Origin of the sequence: Parabacteroides sp. Y3-G-102, assembly GCF_023656845.1 — a bacterium.
GTDB lineage: Bacteria > Bacteroidota > Bacteroidia > Bacteroidales > Tannerellaceae > Parabacteroides > Parabacteroides distasonis.
Window position 1 is genome coordinate 1 of the sequence record NZ_JAMOKU010000075.1, and the last position, 16,668, is coordinate 16,668.

Here is a 16,668-nt window from a genome sequence, read left to right on the forward strand (position 1 = left end):
CTTTTAATGCTAAAATTAAGGCGTTTAGAGCTGCTTTAAGAGGAGTAACGGATATAAAATTCTTTCTTTTCAGACTTACAAAGCTGTATGCTTAATCCCCCAGGTTTATCGGGTGAGCCGTTAAAATCATATATATTCGTTACGCTTTCCATGAAATAATAACGATCGGAAATCAATCTTAAGACGACGAAAACGCCCGGATCCATGGTGTGGATAGGGGGTGTTCGTGCGATAAGCGGGCGCAAACTGTAATCAGGCATTAAGGTGTATACCGTATCTGAAGAGGCCTCAAATAGAATCCAATTACCCTTAAAAGGAATTATACTGTTATACGGACCTGGTCCAGCTGCTCTTGTTTCTCCTTTATCATAAAGTCTTTCAACGATATGGAATAATTGCTTCTCTTTATATGGAACCGTGATTTCTTTCGTTATACTTCCATCTTGCTTCGACACAAGCAAGAACGGTACCTCAAAATTAAACTTATCATAGCAAATCAAGTTGTCCTTGTCATAATCAAGCATTTCCACGTAAAACGAACTTTTCTCGCTTCTTTGATTCAGACTTCGTTTGAAATTTCCTTCCAAATCATAAACCCTTATCTTTTTCGCATGAAAATCATTTACGAAAATCTCTTCGTTTTCTTCATCTAACGAAACCGATCTCATAGACACGTATTCTTCTCCACCTTGTCCCTTGCGATTTATTTTGCGAATAGCTTTTCCGTTCCGGCCATATACGAAAATATTGCCATCATCGTAAAAGTTTGTCACGATTATGTATTTCTCGCCAACCGCCTGCACGCATGCCCGATTGATAAACTCATCGTTTGTTTCCAGCGGAATATACTCCACATCCATGAAGTCTTGAAGGACCAACTCTTTTTTGGTTGAATAACTATCGTTTACATCCACGGTTATAAGACCATCGGTCGATGAATGGTCGCCTCCACATCCAGCCATAACAAACAGGATGATTATCCCTGTAAAAATGAATCTTTTCATACGCGTATGATTTTTGTTTAACTTATGGTGGTGAAGATACTATAAAAAGCCGATGGTTTTCACGAAATTATCCTAATTATTTGTTGATCTCACTGGTAATTTCCTGCACATCTTGGAGCGTAAAACGCCCTAACAATTGCATGACGCTGAAACCCCCATCGTCCATGTCGGCTATCATGATCAACTCCTGTATCAGTTCTCCTTGTTGCTTGACGTAGAAATTGGCTTTGGTCTTTCCGTCTTTTACTCGCATGAGTTCCTCATGGTCCTTTCCGATCAAGGCTTTGAACTCCCCTCGCATTCGTTCCCTCAAATCCGCTTTTTGGGTGGTGAGTATTTGCAGGGATTCTATTTTCCCTTTCAGATTGGCAAGGTTGAGTCCGGCGGTTTCCATGACCGGCATCATCTGAAACATCTTCTTGGAGATATATACGGAAGTAACATCGTCCATATCCGCATATTTGTCGAAAAGCTTGTTCTGGGCAAAACAGATATTCACGCAGCAGAGAAGCAGTATTGTATATAGTTGTTTGAGTCTCATTGTATTAATCATTTAAATGTTTATTTACGATCTTGTTTATTTTTGTGATCTCTTGACCGGCTTCATTGACCTGCCCGAGACCTTTGTTTAAATTCCTAGACATGAACGCCAAGGCATTTTGGGCTACGACAGCTGCCTCTTCAGGATCGGTAAAGGTATCGGCCATAGTGGGAGCCGGACGATTTGTCTCCGTGAAGATGAGGAATAGGGCGCCAAGAATAGCGGCGGCGATTCCGCTTATCCAATAGAAGGAACGTCTTCGTGAGACTCGGGGAGATACCTCTTCTTGGGCTAGGAAGTCGATTCGTCGTTCCAGCCTTTCGGAAAGTCCCTCCGGTAAGGCTAAATCCTCTTGGAGTGCCTTGTTTATTAGTTCATCTATCTTTTTATCATCCATGACAACTTGCTTTTTCTAGTTTCTCCCGGATCAATTTGCGTGCCCGGGAAAGTAATGTTCTTATATTAGAGGAGCTAAGCCCTGTAATCTGTTCAATGTCCTCATAGGAGCAATCCTCAATACCACGCAGGCGGATTACCTGCCTCTGGTTCTCGGGGAGCTGCTCGATCAGTTCCTGTATATGCCGGATATCCTCCTTTTCTTCCAGTTCCTTTTCCGGCGAGGAGTCGGTCGTTAATAGAACGGTCTCCAATGCCTCTTCGTTGTCTCTTCGGCTTGCTTTAGGCGAGCGCAGGAAATCCAGACAAAGATTCTTGACCAATGTTATGGAAAATGCTTCCGGATTCTGGATGTCTCCCAGCTCATCCCTTTTATTCCATAATTTGCAATAGGCATCTTGAAGTATGTCTTCCGCATCCGCTTTATTGTCTAATAAGGCATAAGCGATTCGATAGAGTTTAGGATGAAATGGAAGGAACCGTTGTTTAAAAACATCAACGTCCATCGGTATCGCCCTTAATGATTTCCAGTTTTGTGCTCATTGATTACCCGGTCTAGATCGGACGGGCTGATCTTTCCTTTGATACGGATTAACGCATTGTCGCTTCCTGTCGTGAATATGACCAGTTCACGGATCATATCCTCTTTTATTTTGACAAGAACTTTCGTGCGACTGTCCCTTTCATTTGCCGTAACCATCGTCTCATAATCAGGATCTCTCAGGTTCCGTATGGCGGTAGACAGTCGGTCTTTCACCTCTTGGGCACAATTATCAAATTCAAGGATCTCTATACCGTTTACTCCCATTGTCTCGGTGAACAGGCTGGCTAGCTTCATCGTTATGTTTCCGATATTTACGGAAGTAACATCGCTTTCACCCCGGAAAGCATTGAATAATTGATCCATCTTCTGCTGCCCGTATCCTACTTGGCTGATAAGGAGGATGGCCAGTAACGCTAGTAATCTTTTCATTGTAATTGACTTTTTCGTTAATACTATGTTTTTGGATAGCCCTTTGTCCGTGCGCCTTAGAGTGGGGCTTTCACAAAGAAGACGGGATAAGGGATTTGTTTGTTACAAAAATAGGCAAAAAAAGAATTATTTTTTATTCAACTTAGGTATCCAAATGCAGGCAACTAAGTCGTGAAACTTAATCTCCTTACCATCGAAGTAGAATTTGTATGAGTATTTATATCCTTTATTCCAACAGGTGCCTTCCGGAATGATGTATTTGTAAGTTCTTCCATTGATAGTAAAGATCGCCTCAACTTCTTTTTCCCGGATAGGAGAGTAGGTAGGGACTATACGGATATTTTGCTCCTCCGCTTTCGCGTGTCGTAAAGTTACGGATGGATCTATTGTAAGTAAAGTGGCCTTGTGTGCCCCGGGAGTTCCTTTGATATTTCCGGTTACGATATCCATTGTGCCGGTATACTGCAAGGTATTACCTCCCGCACGGTTACCGATCTGTATGGAGGTTAGCTTGAATAGCCCGTTAATGTTCGAATCTTGATATATTTCGAATGAGAGAAGTGATAACGCGTAATTCATGGAGAGTTTCGCGAGCGGAGATTTACGGTTAACCTCTTTTTGACCTTGCGAGAGCCTCCCATATTTATAAAAGGGGGTTTCCGCCGCGATTGGGGATATTTTGATCGGTATGGAAGTGGGATCTAACGGTATTTGTACTTTATAAGGTGAGTAAGCGTAGATCATGACTGGTCGATTAGATCTGAGGAATACCTGCGGTGTTTGTTTCCATTTTAAAGAACCTTTTGATGAGCCTACAGCCTTTGATTTTACGTTTTTATAAAGAGATGCGCCTTTATATAAACTGTCTTGATTACCATAGGTTATAAATAATCCTATTTCGGACCCTTCGGGCAGAATTTCGGTGAATACTGAAGAACCTGCCGTATAGGACCGGGTGGTCATTTCAAGAACTGACTTTCGTGTGGTTGATTTCTCTTTGGACATCCACTGCTGATTTTCATGACATCCGGTAAAGATGATTAACAAGATCGTAATTAATAATAATTTGTTCATTTTGTCTAATGTTTTAATGGAACCTTTCAAACAATAAACATTTGAGCCAATATAGTTTATTATTCTATTACTATTAATTATCATTCCTGTTATAAAATGATATTTTTATATATTATATAGTAACGATTGTTTTATCCTCTTAATACGCAAAGTAACCTGCTTTATTGTATACTATAATAATCAATATATCCAAGAGATATAAAGATATTATTAAACGGGTCTCGTCCTTGTAATAGTCAAATAGAAGAGTGTTTTTGGCGATAAGTTGAGAGGGAATGATAGCCCTTGAATGTAAAAGGGTATTTGGACGAGACCCGTTGTTTCTCTTATTGAGAGAATATATAGAGTCGGCTGAGTGAAAAACACATCGTACGGGTAGTGACGCCGATGGTCTAATTCGCCGGAATGATAGAGCCAATTGTTATTTTCAGTGTAGTTGCCGGTGGCAAACGGATCAAAGCTTGCCACGGCATTACACCTTAATAACCACAACATAAAAAACTTACATGATATTGCCAATCAATCCTTCGTCGTTACCCGGTAACCAGTCTGTGATAGAGACGTCTCGCAATTGTAACGACCTTCCGTTAAAGCTTAGCTTATATAAATATTTTTTCCCTTTTTCCCATTGGGTGTTAGCGGGTATGTCAAATTTGTAGGTTTCTCCGTTGATCGTGAATAAGGTCTCCACGTCTCCGGTTCCGATCGTGCCGGAAGGTGGAATTACCATGAGCCGCATAGGATCACAATATTTCTCGTTGATGAGGGTAACCGGATTCGTCAAGGATAATACCGTGGATGCGGACGTGCTACGGGCGGTAGAACCGATGATATCGCCTGTCGTGATATCGAGGGTTCCTTCGCTGACTAAAGTTGTTCCACCGGGCTTATTTCCTACTTGAACGGAACTTATAATAAAGGCACCTGTCTTGCCTTTGCTTAGGTTCAGCTGGAAAGATATAAGCGATAGGGCATGATTCATGCTGAGTAATACAAGTGGCGAGGTACTGTTGACTGCTTTTTGTCCGATCGCATGGGTTCCATACATATAATCATCGGTCTCCAATGCGTTCGGGGCCAGTTTAACAGGTATCTGCCGGGCGTTAAAATTTATATCTTCTTGATATGGATAATATGCGTATATCGTAGCTTCATTAGAGTCGAGGATCACTTCCGGACTCTGTTGCCACCGGATTTTTCCATTCACTCTATAAGCTTTTACGCTTACGTTTTTATAAGTGGATATGCCATTGCATAAATCGTCGACTGTACCGGACGTGATTTGTAGTCCGAGCATAGAGCCTTCTTTAAATTCTTGTATAAAATTGGTGGATTTTGTAGTTAGGATACGAGTCGTTATTTGGAGTGGTTTTTCATTCCAGCCGATATTCTCAAGACCTCCGAAGTCTTTGTCGTTGGAGCAACCCCAAAAGCTTAAAATCATACTGGTAAAGAGTACTAAATTTCTCATTATTTTACTTATTTTTGTGTGAAACTTCTGGATGCAAATATCGGGTGGTTAAGGGGAAAGGGAGGTGCATACGGTCTAAAACGTCGGTGAAATCGTATAAAATTAGATCGTTCAAATTGTCTAAGGCGTTCATATTGTTAACTGAGGGGTCAAAAAGAACATTCGGGGGGGCGTATTGTTTAATAGATAGGAGGTAGTGTTATTATGTTGGATAAAATTCAGTTTCTACTAAGCTTACAGATATTAGGCTTTTGTGTTTTTGGTGGTATTACCCTGCTACTACGGGCCCGTGAGAATAGGGCAAAACAGATTTTGGGGTGGAGTATGTTATTATGGGCGTTTTTAGCGGTGGTACGAGTATCGGTTAACCTGTATTTAGAGGATTCAAAAGAGATATTTCATCCGGATGTGCTGATTATGGGATGTATTGTGGTAGCTACATTGGCTTGTTACGTGATAGAAGTGTTACGACCTTGCTATATGACCGTTCGCCGTTTCTTTATTTTTACCAGTCCGATATGGGTATTGGGTATTTCTTTTTTGATTTACCGGCTATCCGGTGGAAATATTCATCGTTATAACTCTTTTGGCGAGGTATTCGATACCTTGAATCTGGATGTGGTTATAAGGCTTTTGATTTTATTTTTCACGCTTCTGTATATGATCGTTCCTATTTATCTGATCTTGCGCTATAGTGAGGGATTTAAGGTGTATTTAAGGGAAAATGTATCGGACCCGGAAGATTATGATCTGGACTGGTTGAAAAAGACCATGCTGATCCTTTCTTCTATGTATATTTTTTATTTGGTATTGTTGTTTACGGATCGGGTTAGCCTATATGTAATCGACAAAACGTTTTTATTGGTTTTATGGTACTATTTCTTTTATAAGGCCTTGTTCCTAAAGGTTATCCATTTGGATCACACATTCGAGAGCGGATGGGGATTACCCGATTTGGAGGAGGATACGGATGATGATCAAGGTAGTGAGGAACAGAAAGGCATCATACGCCAAAGGTATGTTGAGGAAGTACAGGCGTGGTTTGAACGTGAAAAGCCCTATCTACGGGAAGATTTGCGCTTAACGGATTTACAGCGGATCTTCCCGATGAGCCGTTCTTATCTATCCCAATTGTTTAATAAAGAACTAGGTTGTTCCTTCTCGGATTACGTAAACCATTTCAGGGTAGAGGAAAGTAAACGTCTATTGGAAGCCGAACCTCTGGCCAGTATACAAGAGATAGCCGAACGTTCGGGCTTCCATTCTATCAGTACGTTCCGTCGTGCGTTTATTAAGCAGACGGGGGTTATTCTTTCCGAATACAGGAGAGACGGGAACGAGTCAATTTAACCGGTAGCTGACGAAAGCGAATCGTTTGCTATCGGGTGCCCAAGAGTTTACGTTTATGGTACCTTGGCCGCCGAATAGTTTGACTAAAGTCTTAGGTTCTCCGCCCTCGGCCGGCATAAGGCGTAACTCTACGTTTTTATTGGCGAGGTGCTGTCCGGGTTCCAGATCTCCTTTTGTATAGGTGATGAAAACGATTTGTTTTCCATCCGGAGAGATGTGGGGAAACCAAGAATTACGGGTCTCATCGAATGTCATTTGGGTTTGTTCGGAACCATCCGCTTTCATGCGCCAGACTTGCATAAGCCCGGTACGTACGGAGTTGAACCAGATATATTGTCCGCAAGGTGAGTATTCGGGGCCATCGTCCAAACCTTCGGCTGTCGTAAGACGTTTTTCTTCTCCGCCTAGGGAAGGAATGACGTAAACATCAAAATTACCGTTTCTTTCAGCGCAATAAGCGAGTTGTTTTCCGTCGGGGCTCCACCCGTGTAGGTAGCTAGGACCGAGTGGGGTAATCAACCGGGGAACACCTCCTTCGAAAGGCAGGGTATAGACACGCGATTTACCATCTTCTTTTGTTCCGTTACTGATCGCTATTTGTTTGCCATCCGCAGAGATCACATGGTCGTTGTTGCAACGGGTCGCATAGTCGCTATTGATTAATTGCGGCTCGCCCGGAGATTCCGGAGAGAGCTTATATAATTTTCCTCCACTATTATATACAAGCCAATTACCATCCGGAGTCCAGTTAGGTGCCTCGATTAAAAAAGGGAATTCCTTGACAACGGAACGTTGCCCGGTCGTAATGTCCATCACTTCCAGCACACTAGTCACATTCTTTTTTTGGGCATGCGTACAAAAAACGGCGATACACATACAAAGTACAGAATTGAGAAAACGTTTCATATACATATAGATTTAAAGGATATAAGAAAACCGGGTAAAATTAGCTTTACGCTATTTTACCCGGTTTCAAAGATATAATTTATTTCGATTACTCTTTATACATTGAAACGGAAATGCATGATATCTCCATCTTGCACAACATATTCCTTACCTTCAACGCTCATCTTTCCGGCCTCTTTAACAGCAGCCTCGGAGCCATAAGCGATATAATCCTCGTACTTGATCACCTCGGCACGGATAAATCCTTTTTCGAAGTCCGTATGGATAACACCGGCGCATTGAGGAGCTTTCCAGCCTTTATGGAACGTCCACGCACGACATTCGTCCGGTCCGGCGGTCAAGAAGGTTTGCAGATTCAATAATTTATAAGCCGATTTAATCAAACGGCTTACGCCAGACTCTTCCAATCCGATCTCTTGTAAGAACATCTGGCGTTCCTCATAGGTATCGAACTCAGCGATCTCGCTCTCGATCTTAGCGGCGACTACTAAAATCTGGGCATCTTCGTCTTTAACCGCCTCACGTACGGCATCTACATATTTATTGCCATTTACGGCACTAGCCTCATCCACGTTACAAACATACATGACAGGTTTATCCGTCAGCAAGAATAAATCGTGGGCAATGCGCTCCTCGTCTTTCGTATCAAAAGAAACGGTACGTGCGCTTTTTCCTTGTTCTAAAGCCTCTTTGTATTTACAAAGTACCTCGTAAGCGATCTTGGCTTGCTTATCACCTCCGGTTTGCGCTTGTTTTTGCACCTTGGCGATACGGCTGTCTATCGTTTCCAAATCCTTGATCTGAAGCTCATAGTCAATGATCTCCTTATCACGGACCGGGTCTACACGTCCGTCCACGTGCACGATATTATCGTCGTCGAAGCAACGCAATACGTGCAAGATAGCGTCTGTCTCACGGATATTAGCCAAGAACTTATTGCCCAGTCCCTCGCCTTTACTCGCTCCTTTCACCAATCCGGCGATATCCACGATCTCTACGGTGGTGGGGATCACTCGTTGCGGATGTTCGATTTCCGCTAGTTTATTCAGTCGCTCGTCGGGTACGGTGATCACGCCTACATTCGGTTCGATCGTACAGAACGGAAAGTTCGCTGATTGTGCCTTCGCGTTGGATAGGCAATTGAAAAGGGTAGACTTTCCTACGTTCGGAAGTCCCACAATGCCACATTGTAATGCCATATTATTATCGTATTTTTTATTATCAATCTGTTATATAGTCGCTCCAAGCGACTTGTTTTGAGTTCGCAAAGATAATCAATTTTAGGCTGATACGGTTATTTTCTTAGGCTTTCTCTTCATGCTTAACCGGTTGCCTCATCGATTGTTTGTTTAATAATGTTTTAACGAGTTTGTTCATAGGCTTCTCGAAATGGTAGTAAGAAAACAGGCTCAACAGGATTATGACACAAAATAGAAGCGGGATCGAGATGTACCAGTCTATATGAAAGTCGCTTTCTTTTTGCCATTTAGCATAAGAGAGCAGTACAAAAAGATGAATCAAATAGAAACTGTAACTGATTTCTCCGCCAATCACTAAGAGGCGGTTCGATAGGAGTCGTGAGACCATACCTTTTTGCAGGGAAAAACTTATTAGGATAAACGCGATGGGAATCCAGTAGTAGCAGGAGTATCGGTATACTTTGGGGATTTCAGCGGCATACAGATAGAAACTTAAGAATAATGCTATTGACGCGATCTCTATGATACTTCCTTGGCTGGAGGTGATGTTTTTAGTTTTCAAATGGTCGTATAATTGAAATAATAGCATCCCGGCTATAAAATCCGGAAGTCGGGTGATTGGATTAACATACCAATATCCTTTTATACTTTCCAAAGGCGTAAAATACATACCGACAACGCTCAATATCGCGCAAATCAAGAAAGTGCTAAGTAATTTTCTGTAGTCTTTCGTGAATGCTATAAGGAAAGGAAAACAAATATAGAAAAGCTGTTCACAACATAAACTCCACGAAGGGCTGTTGAATGAAAAAAAGTAATTGTCTTTTGGTATATAGGCGTTTGTCAATGTGAGTGAGGCGAGGAAATGCTTGCACCAATCTATAGTTCCCGATGCTATTACATAGTTTCCTAAAGCGACGGCAATCAATAAGGTCAGCGAGTGTAAGGGATAAATACGGGCGATGCGTGCTACCCAAAAAGTGCGTTTGGTTATCTTATTCTCACTAAATTTCTTTTGATAATTGTACGCTATAATAAAACCGCTTAGCATGAAAAAGAAACTAACCCCTACAAATCCCTCCTTGAAAAAATAGATATCGAAGTGATTATCTATTACATAACAGTGCGCCCCAAAAACCATCATGGCGAATATAAATCGCAAAGATGTTAAAGTGTTAATCATAATTTCGTTACATTAAGTCTGTAAATGTAGGAAATCAATATGGAAATTTAGACAAGATTCTCATCATACTATTAGATTTACTGATCCTTTGGCTAATTTGTCATAATTTTCTTGCATGAATTAGCGTAGAGACTTGCCTATGTATAGAAAGAATTTGAAAGCTTTTGATAACTTTGTATGTATTAGTATTTAATATTCATTCAAAACTTTATGTCAATGAAACACGTCTACTTGGCTTTGTTAGCTTGTGCTACGCTATGTGTACAAACACTTTCGGCAGATCCGATAGGTTCGGCCGAAGCGCTCCGGATTGCCCAGCAACAGTATTCGATGGAGAATACCTCGGTGTTGAGGGCCGGTTCTTTTCCTGAGTTTAAGTTGGCCTACGTAGGGACGGAGGAAGGCATCGAGGCTCCTTCTAAATTACGTTTCTCGAGTGTGGAGAATGCCTTGCTTTACCTGTATAACGTAGGGGATAACCAAGGTTTTGTAATCGTATCCGGAGAAGATCGTGGAAAGCAGTTATTGGGTATATCCGATAAGGGGGCTTTGCCGGAGAAAGGTCTGTCCGCTACGATGGAGAATTTTATGCGTATGTATATCCATTATGTAAAGGCGTTACGGTCCGGGATGCCTCTAGCGGTGGATAGTGTTGAGGCTTCTTCACGGTTTCCGGAGGCGGTGATCCCTTTGATTAAAACGGAATGGAAGGATGATGCTCCCTACAATGAGATGTGCCCGGTTGTCAATGATGTTCTAACTTTTGCGGGTGGGGAAGGTGTCGCTATGGCGCAGATCATGAATTATTATCAATATCCGAAAAGCGGTATGGGTAACGTAAATTATAAGAATCCGGGAAGTACGTTGGTTGTTTCCGCTAATTTTGGGCATACAACGTATGATTGGGAAAATATGCCTGCTACTCTTGATGAGTCTTCCTCTTGGGATGAGATAGAGGCTGTTTCCACGCTGATTTTTCATTGTGGAGCGGCTGCCTATATGAATTATGAATGGGATATGGGGGCTAATAAAGAAGATGTACGGAAGGCTTTCATTAATAATTTTGGATATGATAAGAATATACAATTGTATGATAGGACCTTCTTTTCCGGAAAAGAATGGACGGATCTGCTGAAAACGGAACTAGCCGCTCAACGTCCGGTTTATTATGAAGGAGGTAGCGGAGAAAATAATCAGGCCTATAAATGGGCATTTGTTTGCGATGGCTATAATCGGAGCGGACTTTTCCATTTAAATACGGGCTGGTTTGGTAGTGGATATTTTGAGTTAGGTGCGATTGACGATAATTTACGTACTTACAATGAACGCCAAGCCATGATCACGGGTATCCGCAAACCGTCTGATGACTCGAAGCCTGTGAAGTTGTTAACGATCAGTTCTTTGGGTACTAAAGATATTGAAAGTATCAAGCTTGGTGAGAAGTTTCCGATTACTTATAACCTATTTAACTTGGGGCAAGATGGGAGCTATGTCCATACATTAGCCTTTTTCGAAGAGAATGAGGCGGTGGAGTTGCCTGTTAGCGAAGCGGCATTTTTAGATACGATCGCGGACTTTCAGCTAGGTAATTATATAACGAAAGATTTCCTTTGTGAGTCCCTAGGTATCCCGGATACTACGGCTACTCTGTATATGTACGTACTGGGAGGAATGGAAGGAGATAGCATCCTACGTCCGATCCGTTCGGTAAATCATCCGTATGATTATATCTTGTTGGATGTGAAGGATAGCGTTATTTCTTTCTCACAGGCACGGAATAGCTTGACCGCCGATCCTGTAAAGGTCGAGTATGATGCGGAAAGTGGGACCGCTACCTTTGAGGTGACTTTCTATAACAAGCAAAAAACGAATTTCCAAGGTACGGCCGGCCTTTACGTGCGAGATCCTAATCTCTCGATAGACGATTACAGTTGGGAGGTGAATAATTGGCTGGAGATTCCGGCAGGGAAGAGCCAGACGGTATCTTATAGTGGCTCGTTTGATTGGGGTATTGGTGATATGCTTGCCGTAATGGCTACCTACCAAGGTGACTTGAGTGAGCTGTGGGAAACCAAGTATACGGATATCCGTGAAAGCTATCGTACGTTCTGCCTAAAGATCGATGGTTCGCTAGTGGTTTCTAATGAGGTTACCGAGCCGTCTGTCTCGGATTTGGAATATGCGTTTGATTCCGCTTCCGGCCTATTATCGGTTCAATCGGATGTGGCGATAGAAAATATGATGCTTTATACTTACGACGGCGCGTCTGTCTGGGGAACTACCATAGATAGCCGGAAACAATATACGACTACCTTGTCGATACCTTCCGGGCATTATATCTTACGTATAAAGACGGCGGATGGAATAATCTCTAAGAAGATTTATAAGCAATAAGAGTTCCTTTTGATCACTAATAAATAGGGTGTCCTAAAAAGCTTCCGGCGATTTAGGACACCCTGTTGTTTTTACTTAGGCTGTTATGGTCTTAAAAAAACACGTACGTGTTTTTGGAAAAAGTCGTACAAGTTTTTCGGAAAACACGTACATGTTTTTTTAAGGGGAATTCCGGCATTATTTTAATGCGCCTCCAACCAGTTCTCTCCCTCGCCGCAATCGGCGATTAAGGGGACTTGTAGTTTCATGACGTTTTCCATTTCCTCCAGCACGATTTTCTTTACCTCCTCGGCTTCCTCTTTGTAGACATTGAAGTTTAACTCATCGTGTACTTGGAGGATCATCTTGCTTTTCAATCCCTCTTCCTCAAAGCGTTCGTAAATGCGTACCATCGCTAGTTTGATGATATCGGCGGCGCTCCCTTGGATAGGGGCATTGATCGCGTTTCGCTCGGCATAGCCGCGTACGACGGCGTTGTGTGAGTTGATATCCGGAAGGAAACGCTTGCGCTTGAAAATGGTCTCTACGTATCCTTTTTCCTTGGCTACCTTGATGCTCTCCTCCATGTATTCCTTGATGCGGGGGTAGGTGCTGAAATAACCGTCTATCAGTTCCTTGGACTCAGAACGAGGGATGCCCAGACGCTCGGCGAGCCCGAAGACGGAGATGCCGTAGATGATACCGAAGTTGGCGGTTTTCGCCTTCCGGCGCATATCGCTGGTTACTTCTTCTACCGGGATTCCGTAGATCTTGGCGGCTGTGGCGGCGTGGATATCCGCTCCGCTTTGGAAAGCCTCGATCATATGCGGGTCACCGCTCAGGTGGGCCATGATACGAAGCTCGATCTGGGAGTAGTCGGCCGAGAAGAAGAGGCAATCCGTATTGTCCGGGATAAATGCCTTACGGATCTCACGGCCCAGATCGTCCCGTACCGGAATGTTTTGCAGGTTCGGATTGGTAGAGCTGAGGCGTCCGGTAGATGTTACCGCTTGGTTGAAAGAGGTATGTATCTTTCCGGTCTGCGGATTGATCAACTCGGGTAGAGCGTCGATATAGGTACTTAATAACTTTTTAAGTCCGCGGTATTCAAGAAGCTTGCCGATGATGGGATGCTTGTTGCGAAGTTTCTCCAATACATCCTCGCTGGTACTGTAACCGCCTGTTTTGGTCTTCTTCGCTTTCTCGTCCAGCTTCAAGCGGTCGAAAAGGATTTCGCCGACCTGTTTCGTGGAGTTAATGTTGAACTCCGTGCCGGCCAGCTCGTAAACCTCTTGCTCCAGTTTGTTCATGGAGGCGGTAAGTTCGCCCGAAGATTGCTTAAGCGCTACCGTGTCTAGCGTGACGCCGGTGGCCTCCATTTCCACTAATACATATATTAATGGCATCTCGATCGTGGTGAAGAGGGATTCCAGTCCTTCCTTCTTTAACTCGGGTGCGAAATAATTCTTTAGCTTGAGCGTGATGTCCGCGTCCTCGGCGGCGTATTCGGCGATTTGCTCCACGGGTACGTTTCGCATCGATAACTGGTTCTTTCCTTTTGGGCCGATCAGTTCCTCGATGTGGACGGTCTGGTACTTGAGGTAGGTCTCCGCTAGGTAATCCATTCCGTGCCGCAATTCCGGATTCAGCAGGTAATGGGCGATCATCGTATCGAACAGAGGACCGGCTACCTTCACGTTGTATTTACGAAGTACCAAAATATCGAATTTGATGTTTTGCCCGATCTTTAATGATTTCGGATTTTGCAGGGCAGGGGAGAAGCGTTCCACTACTTTCGCCGCCTCTACTGAGTTGGCGGGAACAGGGACATACCAAGCCTCGTTTTCTTTCACGGCGAACGACATTCCGACCAATCCGGCTTTCAAGGGATCGATGCCATCGGTTTCCGTGTCAAAAGCGAAAAATTCTTGACCCAATAAAAAGCGGGCTAAATCGGCTTGTTTTTCCTCTGTATCAGTTAAATAATAGTTATGGGGGGTGGACTTTAAGTCCGTGAGAATCGATTTTTTGGGCTCTTCCGTACTCTCGGGCGTAAAAATCGCGAACAAATCGCCTTGAACGGGACCTTTCGGAGCGGCTTTGACCGGCTCAGAACTTAGTTTGTTAATAAATGTTCTAAATTCCAATTCTGTGTAAATCTCAGTCAGGCGCTCTTCGTTTGGCTTTTCACGAACGCAACGGGCGGCATCGAACTCGATAGGGACATCCGTCTTGATCGTCGCCAAGAATTTGGAGAAACGGATTTGCTCGGCGTTCTCCTCTACCTTCTTCTTTTGCGCGCCTTTCAACTTATCAGTGTTCGCTAACAGGTTCTCGATACTTCCGAATTCGGTCAGTAGTTTTTGAGCGGTCTTCTCGCCGACACCCGGACAGCCGGGGATATTATCGGAAGCGTCGCCCATCAGTCCCAGCAAGTCGATCACTTGCTCCGTACTCGTGAGGCCGTACTTGTTTAAGACCTCGGGCACGCCCATGATCTCGTAATCGCCTCCGAATTTCGGACGATACATAAATATATGTTCGGACACCAATTGGCCGTAATCTTTATCCGGCGTCATCATGTACACCTCGAAGCCTTCCTTCTCCGCCTGTTTGGACACGGTGCCGATCACATCGTCCGCCTCGTAGCGGGGTACTTCCAGAATCGGAATATTGTAAGCCTCTATGATTTCTTTAATGATAGGGACGGATTGACGGATCACTTCCGGCGTCTCTTCCCGTTGTGCCTTGTATTGCTCGAAGGCCTCATGGCGGAAAGTCGGTCCCTTCGGGTCAAAGGCCACCGCTATATGAGTCGGGTTCTCACGTTTTAATACATCCTCCAGACTGTTGATAAAACCGAAAATGGCGGAGGTATTCACACCCTTGGAGTTGATACGCGGATTCTTGATGAAGGCGTAATAGGAGCGATAAATTAACGCATACGCATCTATAAGGAATAACTTCATTACTTTTAACACGTTTTAGTGGGACAAAATCTGGGTAAATGTACGAAAAAACTCGCTTACTCGATAGTTTTTGTTACTTTTGCGAATCTTTGCATGGAATTATGGATGAAAGAAGGAAAATAGAAGAACCGGTTTCCGCTGAATTTGAACGTTTCAATAAGGATTTCGAGGCATCTCTACGCAGCGAGACGACCCGGTTACAATCGGCTATCGACGTTATACTGAATTCTACCGGGAAGCATGTGCGTCCGTTATTGGTGCTCCTTACCGCCAAGGTCTGTGGACAGGTTACGGATAACACGATCAATTCCGCTGTTTTGCTGGAGCTTTTGCATACCGCTACATTGATTCACGATGACGTGATCGATGAGACGAAGCAACGTCGTGGCGTTCCCTCATTGAACGCTATCTTCGATAACCGTATTTCCGTGTTGGTAGGTGATTATGTGCTTTCTACCGCTTTGATCCGTTCCATACAAACCGGCGATTTGCGGATTGTCGGGATTATCTCTAATTTAGGCAGAGACTTGTCCGAAGGTGAGATCAAGCAATTGGAGACCGCCGAGGAGAGTATCTTAGACGAGAATTGTTATCTGCAAGTTATCAAGAAGAAGACGGCTACCTTGCTTTCCGCTTGCACGGAGATTGGGGCCATTTCATCGGGCGCCTCTGCGGAGGTGATCGCTCTTTGCCGTGAGTTTGGCGAGTATCTGGGGTATTGCTTCCAGATCAAGGATGATATCTTTGATTATTTCAAGGAGGCGAATATCGGTAAGCCGACGGGAAATGACATTCGTGAGGGTAAGGTTACGCTTCCATTATTATATGCCTTGCGGCAGGGTAGGGAAGAGGAGGCCGCCCGTTATTTGGATATGATTTTACGGAAGGATTTCGCGGCGGAGAATGTCGATTCCTTGATCGAGTTCGCCAAGGCGAATGGTGGAATCGAATATGCCGAGGCCCGCATGAAGGAATATCATGATAAGGCGGTCGATGTTCTTTTGAGGCTTCCGGAATCCGAGGCTCGGATATCCTTGATCCAGTTGGCGGATTATATTATGACTCGCTCCAAATAGAAATTCCTTTATCTATTAGTTGTAGAGAGATTGACATGATACAGATTTACTTCACACGTAATTAACAATTAAAAGAACGTGTGTAACATGTCAAACAAGTTAAGAGAACGTAAAAATTACAGCATGGAGTTCAAGCTCCGTATGCTGAAGGAG

13 protein-coding genes and 1 pseudogene are annotated in these 16,668 nt (G+C 43.6%); 3 read left to right on the top strand and 11 right to left on the bottom strand.

Features of this window, described 5'->3' with window-relative positions; genetic code table 11:
* Positions 1-140: 140 nt before the first annotated feature.
* The 7 genes and pseudogenes from NBH16_RS22470 to NBH16_RS22500 all read right to left on the bottom strand — a co-directional run.
* Positions 141-1,004: pseudogene (locus NBH16_RS22470) on the bottom strand (DUF4934 domain-containing protein); the annotation flags it as partial.
* Positions 1,005-1,080: 76 nt separating this feature from the next.
* Positions 1,081-1,545, bottom strand: a complete 465-nt coding sequence (locus NBH16_RS22475; RefSeq protein WP_230319854.1) for a DUF4252 domain-containing protein — start codon at positions 1,543-1,545, stop codon at positions 1,081-1,083.
* Between the two features lie 4 nt (positions 1,546-1,549).
* Positions 1,550-1,942 (bottom strand): hypothetical protein, encoded by a 393-nt coding sequence (locus NBH16_RS22480; RefSeq protein WP_048926931.1) that lies wholly within the window; start codon positions 1,940-1,942, stop codon positions 1,550-1,552.
* The gene (locus NBH16_RS22485) at positions 1,935-2,447 is read right to left on the bottom strand and encodes a GFO_1088 family ECF-type sigma factor (RefSeq protein ID WP_005863772.1); all 513 of its coding nucleotides are present in this window, start codon (positions 2,445-2,447) and stop codon (positions 1,935-1,937) included. Before NBH16_RS22485 ends, NBH16_RS22480 begins: the two co-directional genes overlap by 8 nt.
* 11 nt (positions 2,448-2,458) lie before the next feature.
* A complete protein-coding gene (locus tag NBH16_RS22490) occupies positions 2,459-2,914 on the bottom strand; it encodes a DUF4252 domain-containing protein (protein ID WP_005863774.1) in 456 nt (151 codons plus the stop codon).
* 126 nt (positions 2,915-3,040) lie between these two features.
* Complete coding sequence (locus NBH16_RS22495; protein WP_196009188.1) at positions 3,041-3,988, bottom strand: fimbrillin family protein; 948 nt, start codon at positions 3,986-3,988, stop codon at positions 3,041-3,043.
* A 502-nt stretch (positions 3,989-4,490) separates the two neighbouring features.
* On the bottom strand, positions 4,491-5,459 hold the full coding sequence (locus NBH16_RS22500; RefSeq protein ID WP_250789088.1) for a fimbrillin family protein: 969 nt from the start codon (positions 5,457-5,459) through the stop codon (positions 4,491-4,493).
* A 204-nt stretch (positions 5,460-5,663) separates the two neighbouring features.
* On the opposite strand from NBH16_RS22500, the gene NBH16_RS22505 reads away from it, so the two are divergent.
* Positions 5,664-6,809 (top strand): AraC family transcriptional regulator, encoded by a 1,146-nt coding sequence (locus NBH16_RS22505; protein ID WP_250789089.1) that lies wholly within the window; start codon positions 5,664-5,666, stop codon positions 6,807-6,809.
* Here the strand turns inward: NBH16_RS22505 and NBH16_RS22510 are convergent.
* From NBH16_RS22510 to NBH16_RS22520, 3 genes are all read right to left on the bottom strand, one after another.
* A complete protein-coding gene (locus tag NBH16_RS22510; RefSeq protein WP_008773214.1) occupies positions 6,801-7,715 on the bottom strand; it encodes a TolB family protein in 915 nt (304 codons plus the stop codon). The genes NBH16_RS22505 and NBH16_RS22510 overlap by 9 nt on opposite strands.
* Positions 7,716-7,810: 95 nt before the next feature.
* Entirely contained in the window at positions 7,811-8,914 is a 1,104-nt protein-coding gene (gene ychF / locus NBH16_RS22515; protein WP_005863784.1) for a redox-regulated ATPase YchF, read from the bottom strand.
* Between the two features lie 103 nt (positions 8,915-9,017).
* Positions 9,018-10,097, bottom strand: a complete 1,080-nt coding sequence (locus tag NBH16_RS22520) for an acyltransferase family protein (protein WP_250789090.1) — start codon at positions 10,095-10,097, stop codon at positions 9,018-9,020.
* Positions 10,098-10,313: 216 nt separating this feature from the next.
* On the opposite strand from NBH16_RS22520, the gene NBH16_RS22525 reads away from it, so the two are divergent.
* The gene (locus tag NBH16_RS22525) at positions 10,314-12,491 is read left to right on the top strand and encodes a C10 family peptidase (RefSeq protein WP_229033145.1); all 2,178 of its coding nucleotides are present in this window, start codon (positions 10,314-10,316) and stop codon (positions 12,489-12,491) included.
* A 182-nt stretch (positions 12,492-12,673) separates the two neighbouring features.
* Here the strand turns inward: NBH16_RS22525 and polA are convergent, their stop codons facing one another.
* Positions 12,674-15,439, bottom strand: a complete 2,766-nt coding sequence (gene polA, locus NBH16_RS22530) for a DNA polymerase I (protein WP_048926926.1) — start codon at positions 15,437-15,439, stop codon at positions 12,674-12,676.
* Positions 15,440-15,540: 101 nt separating this feature from the next.
* Between polA and NBH16_RS22535 the strand changes: the two genes are divergently transcribed.
* Complete coding sequence (locus NBH16_RS22535; protein ID WP_057327041.1) at positions 15,541-16,515, top strand: polyprenyl synthetase family protein; 975 nt, start codon at positions 15,541-15,543, stop codon at positions 16,513-16,515.
* The last annotated feature ends 153 nt before the right edge of the window (positions 16,516-16,668 follow it).